Genomic DNA, 12,062 nt, shown 5'->3' with positions numbered 1-12,062 from the left:
CGCCGGGGCAGGGATCAGGCGAGCGAGTCGTCGATGCCCTTGCAGGCGTCCACGAGGCCGCGCACGGCGTTCACGGAGCTGTCGAACATCGCCTGCTCGTCCTTGGTCATCTTGATGTCGACGATGCGCTCGACGCCGCCGGCGCCGATCACCGTCGGCACGCCGACATAGAGGCCCTTAAGGCCGAGCACGCCGTCGCACCATGCCGCGCAGGGCAGGACGCGCTTCTGGTCCTTGAGATAGGCCTCGGCCATCTCGATGGCGGAGGTGGCGGGCGCGTAGAAGGCCGAGCCGGTCTTCAAGAGGCCGACGATCTCGGCGCCGCCGTCGCGGGTGCGCTGCACGATCGCGTCGATCTTGTCCTTGGTGGTCCAGCCCATGTCGATCAGGTCCGGCAGCGGGATGCCGGCGACGGTCGAGTAGCGGGTCAGCGGCACCATGGTGTCGCCGTGGCCGCCGAGCACGAAGGCGCTGACGTCCTTCATCGACACGTCGAATTCGAGGCTGAGGAAGTGGCGGAAGCGCGCGCTGTCGAGAACGCCCGCCATGCCGCAGACCTTCTCGTGCGGCAGGCCCGAGAATTCGCGCAGGGCCCACACCATCGCGTCGAGCGGGTTGGTGATGCAGATGACGAAGGCGTCGGGCGCGTTCGCGGCGATGCCTTCGCCCACGGCCTTCATGACCTTGAGGTTGATGCCCAGAAGGTCGTCGCGGCTCATGCCCGGCTTACGCGGCACGCCGGCGGTCACGATGCAGACGTCGGCCCCGGCGATGTCGGCGTAGTCGGACGTGCCCTTGAGATGCGCGTCGAAGCCTTCGGCCGGGCCCGACTCGGCGATGTCGAGCGCTTTGCCCTCGGGCGTGCCCTCGGCGATGTCGAAGAGCACGACGTCGCCGAGTTCCTTCATCGCGGCGAGATGCGCAAGCGTGCCGCCGATCTGGCCCGCGCCGATGAGCGCGATCTTGGGTCTGGCCATGGGTCTGTCTCCGGTTCCGTTTGTCGTTTCGCGCATGGCTAAGCCCTGAGCGGCGCTCGCGCAAGGGCGCCGCATCGCGGCGGAGGGGTGGGACATCCGGGCCGATAGCGGTAAACGGCGCTGATAGCGGTGGTTAAGGCACGGGTGCGCGGATGGAGCTTCTGAGCTGGTCGGTCTACGCGGTGGCGGTGCCCGCGGTGGTGTTCGCGGGCGTGTCGAAGGCGGGGTTCGGGTCGGGCGCGGCCTTCGCGAGCGCAACGATTCTCGCGCTCGTGCTGGATCCGGGCGCGGCTCTGGGGATCATGCTGCCGCTCCTGATGCTGATCGATGCGGTGAGCCTTCCGGCCTACTGGAAGCGCTGGAACTGGCGGGATGCGCGCCTGCTAATCGTCTCGGGGCTGCCGGGTGTCGCGCTGGGCGCGGTGTTCTACGACTGGGCCGATCCGGACGCGATCCGTTTCATCATCGGCTTCGTGGCGCTGGCCTTCGTCGCCTGGCAGGCGGCGCTGCGCGCGGGGTGGATCCGCCTCGGGCAGGAGCCAATGGGACCGATTGCGGGAAGTACGGCAGGCGTCGCCCTCGGCTTCACGAGCTTTGTCAGTCACGCGGGCGGGCCGGCAGCGGCGGTCTACCTGCTCGGTCGCAAGCTCGACAAGACGACGTTCCAGGCGACGACGGTGCTGGTCTTCTGGGCGATCAACCTCTCGAAATCGGGGCTCTATGCCGGGATGGGCATCTTCACCCGCGAGACGCTGCTGCTTTGTCTGGCGCTAGCCCCGTTTGCGGTGCTCGGCACCTGGATCGGAGTGCGGGCGCACCGGGCAATCTCGGACCGGGTCTTCTTCGGCCTCACCTACGTGCTTCTGACCGTCACGGGCGCGCGGCTCGTCTGGGTCGCGCTGACCTGATGCATCAGGCGGGGTCGCCCGCCGCCTCGGTCTCGGTCCATTCGGCGAAGGCCTGGCCCGTGGCCATGAGGCAGGTCACGCCCGCGGCCGAGGTCATCAGGATCGTCCATGTCCCGGTCTCGGGCGAGGCGTAGACCTCGACCATCTGCTCGTTCGCGGCGAGCCCGACCGATTGCCGCGTCTCGCCGTATCTCTTCTCGAGCTTTTCAAGCACGGTGTCGCGCGGGCCGCAGGCGCGCCCCTGCTGCGCGGAGGCTGCGCCGGCTGCGGTGAGGGCGGCCAGAGCCGCAAGTGCCAAGGTCTGCCTGATCATCGCTTCATCGCTCCAATCGTGACGATCCATCGATGGCAGAGCATCTCATGCCGCCCTCTCCACCCGGTTAACCGCGCCGCGCGCTTTCTCATCTCTTGGTTAACGGTTTCTTCCGGGTCCGCTGCATCGCGGCATTTTCCGCTTGAACATTTCGCCAAGAAATGCCCCATATCGCGCAACTTTGTTGCTTTCCCGGAGAGCCCTCCATGATGGTCCGCCCCTTCCGCTCTGCCCTCTACATCCCCGGATCGAAGCCGCGCGCGATCGAGAAGGCGCGCGGCCTGCCGGTGGACGCGATCCTCTTCGATCTCGAGGACGCGGTGTCGCCCGGCGAAAAGGGCGCGGCGCGCGAGACGCTGGCGGCGGAACTTGCGGCCGGCGGGTTCGGCCCCCGCTACCGGATCGTGCGGATTAACGGGCTCGACACCGAATGGGGCCGCGCCGATGCCGAGATGGTCGCCGGCATGGACTGCGACGCGGTCCTGTTGCCGAAGGTCGAAAGCCCCGGCCAGCTCGATGCGCTTGCCGAAATTACCGGCGATCTGCCGATCTGGGCGATGATGGAAACGCCGCTCGGCATGATCGAGGCCCCGGCCATCGCGGCGCATGCCAGGCTGAAGGGCATGGTCATGGGCACGAACGATCTGGTGAAGGATCTCGGCGCGCGGGCGACAGCTGACCGGCAGCCGGTGATAACAGGGCTCGGCCTTTGCTTGATCGCGGCGAAGGCCCATGGACGGGTGATCCTCGACGGGGTCTACAACGCCTTCAAGGACGAGGAGGGGCTTGCCGCGGAGTGCAGGCAGGGGCGGGACATGGGGTTCGACGGCAAGAGCCTGATCCATCCCGCGCAGATCGCCGTGACCAACGCGAGCTTCGGACCGTCGGAGGCCGAGGTCGAACTCGCCAAGCGCCAGATCGAGGCCTACGAGGAAGTCAGGCGCTCGGGGCAGGGGGTCGCGGTGGTCGACGGCAAGATCGTCGAGAACCTGCACGTGGACACTGCCCGCAAGATTCTGGCACAAGCCGAGGCGATAGGGCAGATCGCAGCGGAGTAAGCCAATGATCCTTCTCATCCTCGGCATCGCCCTCTGGGTCGGTGCGCATCTCTTCAAGCGTCTCGCGCCGGGGCAACGGGCCTCCATGGGCAGTGCCGGCAAGGGCATCATGGCCGTCGCCATCCTCGCGGGCCTCGTGCTGATCGTCATCGGCTATCGCGGTGCGGCCTTCATCCCCGTCTGGACGCCCCCGGCCTTCATGGTCCACATCAACAACCTGCTGATGATCGTGGCCGTGTTCGTCTACGGCATGAGCGCAACCAAGGGCCGACTGCGCGGCAAGCTGCGGCACCCGCAGCTCACGGCGGTCAAGATCTGGGCGGTCGCGCACCTCCTGGTGAACGGCGATCTCGCATCGATCATCCTCTTCGGTGCGATGCTGGCCTGGGCGGTGGTCGAGGTCATCCTCATCAACCGCACCGAGGACTGGGTGCGCCCCGAGCCGGGGCCGGCGAAGAAGGACATCCTTCTCGTCGTCATCACCGTCGCGATGTTCGCGATCATCACCGCAATCCACGCCTGGCTGGGCGTCTGGCCGTTCCCGGGGTAATCCGATGAAGCTCTACCGTTTCCTGTCGTCCGACGACACGTCGGCCTTCTGTCACAAGGTGTCCGAGGCGCTCTCGAAGGGCTGGGAGCTCTACGACGGTCCGACCTATGCCTTCGACGCCGCGAACGGCGTGATGCGCTGCGGGCAGGCCGTTATCAAGGAGGTTGACGGCGACTATTCCCCCGATCTCAAGCTCGGAGCCCAGTGATGGCCGCGGGCCGTACCGCCAAGACCAATGCCGGCCGGTTCTTCGAGGATTACCAGGTCGGTCAGGTCATCCGGCATGCGGTGCCGCGGACGGTCGGGGCAGGAGAGCGCGCGCTCTATCACGCGCTCTACCCCGCCCGGCACGCGATCCATTCGTCGGACGCCTTCGCGCAGGCTTGCGGTTTGCCCGCTGCGCCGCTCGACGATCTGATCGCGTTCCATACCGTGTTCGGCAAGACCGTCCCCGACGTGTCACTGAACGCACGCGCCAATCTCGGCTACGCGGAAGGGCGGTTCCGGAAGCCGGTCTGGCCAGGGGACACCCTGCGCTCCGAATCCGAGGTGATCGGGCTCAAGCAGAACTCGAACGGCAAGACCGGCGTCGTCTGGGTGCGCACGCGCGGCTTCGACCAGTCGGACGAGGTGGTTCTCGACTATGTCCGCTGGGTGATGGTGAAGAAGCGTGACGAAGCATCCGACGCGCCGCCGACTGTGGTGCCCGACCTCAAGCCGGCGCTCGACGTCTCCGACCTGTGCATCCCGGAGGGGCTCGATTTCTCCGGCTGCGACTTCGAGCTTGCGGGAGAGCCGCACCGGCTCGGAGATTACCAGCCGGGCGAGATCGTCGACCACGTCGACGGGGTGACGATCGAGGAGGCCGAGCACATGATGGCGACGCGCCTCTGGCAGAACACCTCGAAGACCCATTTCGACGGCACGATGCGCGAGGACGGCAAGCGGCTGATCTATGGCGGGCACGTCATTTCGATGGCGCGGGCGCTGTCGTTCAACGGCCTTGCCAACGCGCAGATGATCGTCGGGCTGAACGGCGGGGCCCATGCCAATCCCTGTTTCGCCGGAGATACCGTACGGGCCTGGTCCGAGGTGATCGAGACTGCGGATACCGACCGACCGGGCGTCGGCGCGATCCGTCTGCGGCTCGTCGCGACGACGGACGGCACCGTCGGATCGCTCAAGGACGGGGCGGGACGGTACCATCCGGGCGTGCTTCTCGATCTCGATTACTGGGCGCTGATGCCGGTCTAGGCCAGCTCTGATCTGCGCGCCCCGGCGCCGCGGCGGAGAGAATCGGTCCCCCCGAGGGGCGAACACCACCCGCGGCCGATTTCGTGATCACGCTTCCGGCGGCTGTGATCACGACATTGCCGGAGACCCGGCGTTGCGCCAAAAAACCGCGCCCCGCCAAACGGTCGCGACGTGACACCACGGCAAAAACCATTAGAACCCCGGGGCAAGGGACACGAAAGGATGCACCCATGGCAGACGTGAACCGCGGCTCGCGGCCGCTCTCACCCCACCTCCAGGTCTATCGCCCTCAGCTGACGTCGATCACCTCGATCCTCACGCGGATCACCGGAAACGCGCTCATCGTGGCGATGCTGATGATCGTGTGGTGGCTGATCGCGGCGGCGACGGGACCGGATGCCTTCGCGGTGGCGGACGGCTTCGTCACCAGCTGGTTCGGCATCCTGATCCTCGCCCTGTCGCTCTGGGCGCTGTGGTACCACTTCCTTGCGGGCGTGCGGCACCTGATCTGGGATTCCGGCGTGGGGCTCGATCTCGATACCGCCTACAAGCTCGGCTACGGGGTGGTCGGCGGATCCTTCGTGCTGTGGCTGCTGACGCTGATCATCCTGTTCGCGGTCTGAGGGAGAGACGACATGAGTTACATCACCGACCGCAAGCGGGCGAACCGCTGGGGCAGCGCCAAGTCCGGCACGCAGCATTTCTGGCGCATGAAGGTGCAATCCGTCGCGCTGCTCGTGCTGATCCCGCTTTTCCTCATCGCCGTGGCACCCGCCATCGGCAAGGATTATGCCGGCGTCACCGATCACCTGTCGCGTCCGTTCCCGGCGATCATCGCCGTGCTGACGCTGACGGTCTCCTTCCTGCACTTTGCCGACGGCTTCCAGACGCTGATCGAGGACTATGTCCACGGTCTCTGGGAGAAAGTCCTGATCATCGGCATGACCTGCCTCTGCTGGGGCGCCTCGGTCGTCGCGATCTTCGCCATCGCGCGCCTGGCCCTCTGAGAAACGGAGCGAATAGCATATGGCTGCATACGAATACGAAGTTCACGACTACGACGTCGTGGTCGTGGGCGCCGGCGGCTCGGGCCTCCGCGCGACGCTCGGCATGGCCGAGCAGGGGCTCAAGACCGCCTGCGTCACCAAGGTCTTCCCGACCCGCTCGCACACCGTGGCGGCGCAGGGCGGCATCGCCGCGTCGCTGTCGAACATGGGGCCCGACCACTGGCAGTGGCACATGTACGACACCGTGAAGGGGTCGGACTGGCTCGGCGACACCGACGCGATGGAATATCTCGCGCGGCACGCGCCCGAGGCGGTCTACGAGCTCGAGCATTACGGTGTGCCGTTCAGCCGGACCGAGGAGGGCAAGATCTACCAGCGGCCCTTCGGCGGGCACACGACCGAATTCGGCGAGGGCCCCCCGGTGCAGCGCACCTGCGCAGCGGCGGACCGGACCGGCCACGCGATCCTGCACACGCTCTACGGCCAGTCGCTCAAGCACAACGCCGAGTTCTACATCGAGTATTTCGCCATCGACCTCATCATGGGTGAGGACGGCGCCTGCGAGGGCGTGGTGTGCTGGAAGCTCGACGATGGCACGATCCATGTCTTCAACGCCAAGACCGTTGTGCTGGCGACCGGCGGCTACGGACGCGCCTATTTCTCTGCGACCTCGGCGCATACCTGCACCGGCGACGGTGGCGGCATGGTTGCGCGCGCGGGTCTGCCGCTTCAGGACATGGAGTTCGTGCAGTTCCACCCGACCGGCATCTACGGCGCGGGCTGCCTCATCACGGAAGGCGCGCGCGGCGAGGGCGGCTACCTCACCAACTCCGAGGGCGAGCGGTTCATGGAGCGCTACGCGCCCACCTACAAGGACCTCGCGCCGCGCGACTACGTCTCGCGCTCGATGACTATGGAGATCCGCGAGGGGCGGGGCGTCGGTCCGAACGGCGACCATATCCACCTCAACCTCTCGCACCTGCCGAAGGAGGCGCTGCAGCTGCGTCTGCCGGGCATCTCCGAGAGCGCGCGGATCTTCGCGGGCGTCGACGTCACCAAGGAGCCGATCCCGGTCATCCCGACGGTCCACTACAACATGGGCGGCATTCCGACGAACTACTGGGGCGAGGTGCTGAACCCGACCGAGGACGATCCGAACGCCATCGTGCCGGGGCTCATGGCCGTGGGCGAGGCGGGCTGCGCATCGGTGCACGGGGCGAACCGCCTCGGGTCGAACTCGCTGATCGACCTCGTGGTCTTCGGCCGCGCCGCGGCGATCCGCGCGGGCAAGACGGTGGACCGGGCGGCCTCGCCGCGCGACATCAACGTCGCACAGATCGACAAGGCGCTCGACCGGTTCGACGGCATCCGCCACGCCAAGGGCGGCACGCCCACGGCGGAACTGCGCGCCGAGATGCAGAAGACCATGCAGGAGGACGCCGCCGTCTTCCGCACCTCCGAGACGCTGTCTTCGGGCTGCGAGAAGATGAAGGCGATCGCCGGCAAGCTCGACGATCTCGAGGTGACCGACCGCAGCCTCGTGTGGAACACCGACCTCATGGAGACGCTCGAGCTCACCAACCTCATGCCGAATGCGCTCACGACCATCGTGTCGGCCGAGGCGCGCAAGGAGAGCCGTGGCGCCCATGCGCACGAGGATTTCGGCGACCGCGACGACGAGAACTGGCGGGTCCACACGATCAGCCGCGTGCACGGCGCGGAGGTGCAGCTGACCTATCGTCCGGTGATCGAGGATCCGCTCACGCAGGAAGACAAGGGCGGCATCGAGCTCAAGCGGATCGCCCCGAAGGCGCGGACCTTCTGATGCGGATGCTTGCACTCCTCGCGATCCTCGGCCTCGGCGCGGCCTGCACGCCGCAAACGCAGGACCAGATCGCGCGGAATGCCGCGCGCTCGACGGTCAACCGGGTGGTGCTCGAGCGCTACCCGAACCTGCCGCTCGAACCAGCGATCAACTGCGTGATCGACAATGCGAGCGCCCAGCAGATCTACGCGCTCGGCGCGGATTCGATTGGCGGCCCGACGGAATCGTCGGCGCAGATCGTCTCCGAGGTGGTGCAGAAGCCCGAGAGCGTGCGCTGCCTCGCCACCGAATACGCGCGCGCGGCGGGGGCGATATGACAGCCCCCGCGCGGATCGTCGCACGGCTTTGTCCCTGCGCCGCAAACACTTATCTGTCTGGTAGCCGAGGGGCTGCCGGCCCTTCTGTCCCAAGGAGGCTGAAATGGTCCAACTGACCCTGCCCAAGAACTCCCAGATGCGCACCGGCAAGACGTGGCCCAAGCCCGAGACCGGCGGCACCCTGCGCAAGTTCTCGATCTATCGCTGGTCGCCGGACGATGGCGAGAACCCGCGCGTCGATACCTATTTCGTGGATCTCGACGATTGTGGTCCGATGATCCTGGACGCGCTGATCTACATCAAGACCAAGATCGACCCGACGCTGACCTTCCGCCGGTCCTGCCGAGAGGGGATCTGCGGGTCTTGCGCGATGAACATCGACGGGATCAACACGCTCGCCTGCATCTACGGCATGGACGAGGTGAAGGGTGACGTGAAGATCTACCCGCTGCCGCACATGCCGGTGGTGAAGGACCTGATCCCGGATCTCACGCATTTCTACGCGCAGCACGCCTCGATCCATCCCTGGCTCGAGACGAAGAGTCCAAATCCGGCGAAGGAATGGCGCCAGTCGATCGAGGATCGCGAGAAGCTCGACGGCCTCTACGAATGCGTGATGTGCGCCTGTTGCTCGACCGCATGCCCGTCCTACTGGTGGAACAGCGACCGCTTCCTCGGGCCCGCCGCGCTTCTGCACGCCTATCGCTGGATCATCGACAGCCGCGACGAGGCGACGGGCGAGCGGCTGGACGATCTCGAGGATCCGTTCAAGCTCTACCGCTGCCACACCATCATGAACTGCGCCAAGACCTGCCCCAAGGGCCTCAACCCGGCCAAGGCGATTGCGCAGATCAAGAAAACGATGGTCGAGCGGTCCATCTGAACGCGACCTCACGCACACGAAAGCGCCGCCTTCGGGCGGCGTTTTTTTATGCGCGACCATAGGTTTGCGGACCGGTCATGGCGCGCATGCGACCAAAGAGGTTGGCAATGCCGCAGCGCGGCATCATATCGTTCGGCAGGGAGGGGCCACAGCAATCGCAAGCTCGAGGCTCTCACATGTACACATCCACACAAACCAACGTCACGGCAAAGGCGAAAGCCGCCCTCGCGCTGCTCGAGGAGCAGTTCGCCTATTTCACACCGGAGCCGCCCGTTTCCCGTACGGAGACGACCAGATCGGACGACACTCCCGGCACCTTGCCCTACCACTCCGCCGCCTGATCGCGCAGGCACTTGGCGCCGCGCCGGATGACACTAGGGTCACGGTCCCGAAGAGCGGGGGCGTGGCCCGCCCCGAGCAGGAAGGAGAGTTGCCCTTGATCGTGATCGTCGGCCTCATCGTCGCTTTCGTGCTCATCGCCGTGTTCTCGAACCGTGCGACACGCGCCTGCCGTTGGCGCGAATACCGCCAGAGTGACACGGAAGCCACATTCACCTGTGTCCATTGCGGTGCGAAGACCACCGGATCCCCGGGGCAGACGCCCGATACGTGTTTTCAGAACAACGTCTGAACGGCTCACGGAAAATTCGGAAATTCGCGCAAAAAGATGTCTTGAAGAGAATCGTCGGATACCCGATATCCGCCTCTACCGCAGACGCCAACGCACGCGCCTCTGTCCCATGGGTCCGCCCCACGGTTACGTAGCGACGGTAACGTCTCTGACAGCACTGGTCGGTCCGAACTTCGGACCGGGTCCTATTGGAGATGGAACATGAACGCATACGTCACCGAGTTTTCGGCAACCGAAGTCGTGCGCGCAGAGCGCGCTGTCTCCCGCGCCGAGGCTTATATCCGCGAAACCACCTTCGACCGCCCGACGCTCGTGATCGACACCGAGGCGGTCGCGTCCCAGTACCGCTCGCTGAAAGAGGGGCTTGGCCGCGCCACGATCCATTACGCCGTCAAGGCGAACCCGGACCCGGCGGTCATCCGCACCCTCGTCGGGCTCGGCTCGAATTTCGACGCGGCTTCGCGCGGCGAGATCGAGCTGTGCCTGGCGATGGGCGCAGCGCCCGACCGGATCTCCTTCGGCAACACGATCAAGCGCGCCTCCGACATCGCCTTCGCCTACGAGAAGGGCATCCGCCACTTCGCCGTGGACGCCGAGGAGGAGATGGCGAAGATCGCCGAGCATGCGCCCGGATCGAGGGTCTATGTGCGTCTCCTCGTCGGCTCGACCGAAGCTGACTGGCCGCTCAGCCGCAAGTTCGGCTGCGCGCCAGGCAAGGTCGTGTCGCTGATGGATCTCGCCACCGAGCTCGGGCTCGAGCCGATCGGCATGTCGTTCCACGTCGGATCGCAGACGAAGCGTGCCGCGGGATGGGCCGGCACCCTCGATCAGGTGGCGGATGTCTGGCGGACGGCCAAGGCGGCCGGGCACGACCTCTCGACCCTCAACATCGGCGGCGGCTTTCCGGCCTACTATACCGAGGAAATCGACGCGCCCAATGCCTATGCCGCGCTGGTGATGGCGCAGGTCGAGGAGCGCTTCGGCCACGTGCCGCACATCATGGCGGAGCCCGGTCGCGGCCTCGTCGCCGAGGCGGGCGCCATCGCTGCCGAGGTGATGCTGGTCTCCCGCAAGTCGGATGCGGACGTCCACCGCTGGGTCTATCTCGACATCGGCCGCTTCTCGGGCCTTGCCGAGACCGAGGCCGAGGCGATCCGCTACGCCTTCGTCACCGAGCGCGACCACGAGGAGTTCGGTCCCTGCGTCCTTGCCGGGCCCTCCTGCGACTCGGTCGACGTCATGTATGAAAAGCGCCCGGTCGAGCTGCCGCTCGGTCTGAAAGCCGGGGACAAGATCATCATCCGCAGCTGCGGCGCCTACACGTCGACCTATTCCTCGGTCGGCTTCAACGGCTTCCCGCCGCTGGACGTGGTCGCGATCTGATCGCGTCACGTCACCTGTGTTGAAGGCCGGGCACCGTCCCGGCCTTTTCTTTTTTGGCCCGGTGGGATTTGAGTATTTGAGCCAAGAAGAAGCAGGGAGGCGCGGCGATGACACGAGAGCCGGAGGATGCAAACGCGCGACGGTCCGCCCCTGCGGTAATCTGCTATCCGCCAGACGCACTGCCGACGCCACCGCTGGAGGCGTATCGCGCGGCTCTGGACGGGGCGGAGCACGTCGAGACCATCCGGGTTGCTCCGCGCGAGGCGGCGACGTTCCGCGTGCCTGCGGGGGCGTTCTTCCGGATACGGTCGGTCGAGGGGCCGCAGGTCGGCGATCTGAACCTCTGGGCCACGGACGATCTGGCGGAGCGCTTCTACTCGGGCAAGACCCGCGCGCTGCACGGCACGCATGTCGGCACAGGGGACAGGCTCTGGTCGTCCTTTCCCTATTTGCGCGCCATGGCCACGATCGTGGCGGACGACCTCGGCTGGTACGGCATCGATGCCGACGGCGGGTCGGTGCACGACGTGATCGGGACGCGCTGCGATCCCTATACCGCGCAGCTCCTCTCGGGCGCGCAGTATCACCATTGCTGCCATTCGAACCTCTCGCGCGCCCTGGCGGCAGAGATCGGCGTGACGCCGCAGGAGGCCGAAGCGCATGTCCACGACGTTCTCAACGTCTTCATGTGCACCGGCTTTACACGTGAGGCGGGCCGGTACTTCATGAAGGCCTCGCCGGTCCGGCCGGGCGACGCGCTGACCTTCTTCGCGGAAATCGGCCTTCTGGGAGCGCTCAGCGCCTGTCCGGGCGGGGATTGCGGGGCGGAGCATTCGAGCGACACCGCGGCCTGCCATCCGCTCGACGTCGAGATACTCGTGCCGCGGGCAGGGGCGCTCGAGGGCTGGGCGCCGACGGTCCCGAATGGTTACGACCGCGGCCACGGACTGTAGGCG

General features: G+C 66.4%; 16 protein-coding genes. 14 read left to right on the top strand and 2 right to left on the bottom strand.

What is annotated here, in order from left to right:
- Nucleotides 1–14: 14 nt before the first annotated feature.
- Complete coding sequence (gene mdh, locus OCH239_RS07390; protein WP_037260540.1) at nt 15–977, bottom strand: malate dehydrogenase; 963 nt, start codon at nt 975–977, stop codon at nt 15–17.
- A gap of 152 nt (nt 978–1,129) precedes the next feature.
- On the opposite strand from mdh, the gene OCH239_RS07385 reads away from it, so the two are divergent.
- Nucleotides 1,130–1,885 (top strand): sulfite exporter TauE/SafE family protein, encoded by a 756-nt coding sequence (locus tag OCH239_RS07385; protein WP_037260537.1) that lies wholly within the window; start codon nt 1,130–1,132, stop codon nt 1,883–1,885.
- A 4-nt stretch (nt 1,886–1,889) separates the two neighbouring features.
- On the opposite strand, the gene OCH239_RS07380 is transcribed toward OCH239_RS07385, so the two are convergent.
- Nucleotides 1,890–2,198, bottom strand: a complete 309-nt coding sequence (locus OCH239_RS07380; RefSeq protein WP_051489367.1) for a hypothetical protein — start codon at nt 2,196–2,198, stop codon at nt 1,890–1,892.
- Nucleotides 2,199–2,404: 206 nt separating this feature from the next.
- On the opposite strand from OCH239_RS07380, the gene OCH239_RS07375 reads away from it, so the two are divergent.
- From OCH239_RS07375 to OCH239_RS07315, 13 genes are all read left to right on the top strand, one after another.
- Nucleotides 2,405–3,256 carry an HpcH/HpaI aldolase/citrate lyase family protein gene (locus OCH239_RS07375; protein WP_037260535.1) on the top strand — a complete coding sequence of 284 codons (852 nt, stop codon included), beginning with the start codon at nt 2,405–2,407 and terminating at the stop codon, nt 3,254–3,256.
- 4 nt (nt 3,257–3,260) lie between these two features.
- Nucleotides 3,261–3,806 carry an NnrU family protein gene (locus OCH239_RS07370; protein WP_037260533.1) on the top strand — a complete coding sequence of 182 codons (546 nt, stop codon included), beginning with the start codon at nt 3,261–3,263 and terminating at the stop codon, nt 3,804–3,806.
- Nucleotides 3,807–3,810: 4 nt separating this feature from the next.
- Nucleotides 3,811–4,014 carry a DUF1737 domain-containing protein gene (locus OCH239_RS07365; RefSeq protein ID WP_037260531.1) on the top strand — a complete coding sequence of 68 codons (204 nt, stop codon included), beginning with the start codon at nt 3,811–3,813 and terminating at the stop codon, nt 4,012–4,014.
- Nucleotides 4,014–5,060 carry a MaoC family dehydratase gene (locus OCH239_RS07360; protein ID WP_037260529.1) on the top strand — a complete coding sequence of 349 codons (1,047 nt, stop codon included), beginning with the start codon at nt 4,014–4,016 and terminating at the stop codon, nt 5,058–5,060. The genes OCH239_RS07365 and OCH239_RS07360 overlap by 1 nt, the downstream gene beginning before the upstream one ends.
- 230 nt (nt 5,061–5,290) lie before the next feature.
- A complete protein-coding gene (sdhC, locus tag OCH239_RS07355) occupies nt 5,291–5,683 on the top strand; it encodes a succinate dehydrogenase, cytochrome b556 subunit (protein ID WP_037260526.1) in 393 nt (130 codons plus the stop codon).
- 12 nt (nt 5,684–5,695) lie between these two features.
- Entirely contained in the window at nt 5,696–6,067 is a 372-nt protein-coding gene (gene sdhD, locus OCH239_RS07350; RefSeq protein WP_037260524.1) for a succinate dehydrogenase, hydrophobic membrane anchor protein, read from the top strand.
- Between the two features lie 19 nt (nt 6,068–6,086).
- Nucleotides 6,087–7,892, top strand: coding sequence for a succinate dehydrogenase flavoprotein subunit (gene sdhA / locus OCH239_RS07345; protein WP_037260523.1), 1,806 nt, complete (start codon nt 6,087–6,089; stop codon nt 7,890–7,892).
- Entirely contained in the window at nt 7,892–8,209 is a 318-nt protein-coding gene (locus OCH239_RS07340) for a hypothetical protein (RefSeq protein ID WP_037260520.1), read from the top strand. The genes sdhA and OCH239_RS07340 overlap by 1 nt, the downstream gene beginning before the upstream one ends.
- A 103-nt stretch (nt 8,210–8,312) precedes the next feature.
- Nucleotides 8,313–9,092: a succinate dehydrogenase iron-sulfur subunit gene (locus OCH239_RS07335; RefSeq protein ID WP_037260518.1), complete on the top strand. Its 780-nt coding sequence runs from the start codon at nt 8,313–8,315 to the stop codon at nt 9,090–9,092.
- A 176-nt stretch (nt 9,093–9,268) separates the two neighbouring features.
- On the top strand, nt 9,269–9,433 hold the full coding sequence (locus OCH239_RS07330) for a hypothetical protein (protein WP_157577824.1): 165 nt from the start codon (nt 9,269–9,271) through the stop codon (nt 9,431–9,433).
- Nucleotides 9,434–9,528: 95 nt separating this feature from the next.
- Nucleotides 9,529–9,723, top strand: a complete 195-nt coding sequence (locus OCH239_RS07325) for a hypothetical protein (RefSeq protein ID WP_037260512.1) — start codon at nt 9,529–9,531, stop codon at nt 9,721–9,723.
- Between the two features lie 201 nt (nt 9,724–9,924).
- On the top strand, nt 9,925–11,106 hold the full coding sequence (locus OCH239_RS07320) for a type III PLP-dependent enzyme (protein WP_037260510.1): 1,182 nt from the start codon (nt 9,925–9,927) through the stop codon (nt 11,104–11,106).
- 107 nt (nt 11,107–11,213) lie between these two features.
- Entirely contained in the window at nt 11,214–12,059 is an 846-nt protein-coding gene (locus OCH239_RS07315) for an urea carboxylase-associated family protein (RefSeq protein ID WP_037260507.1), read from the top strand.
- Nucleotides 12,060–12,062 lie beyond the last annotated feature (3 nt).

The organism is Roseivivax halodurans JCM 10272 (assembly GCF_000521785.1).
In the GTDB taxonomy this organism is placed as follows: domain Bacteria; phylum Pseudomonadota; class Alphaproteobacteria; order Rhodobacterales; family Rhodobacteraceae; genus Roseivivax; species Roseivivax halodurans.
This window is presented reverse-complemented; position numbering and strand designations above follow the sequence as displayed.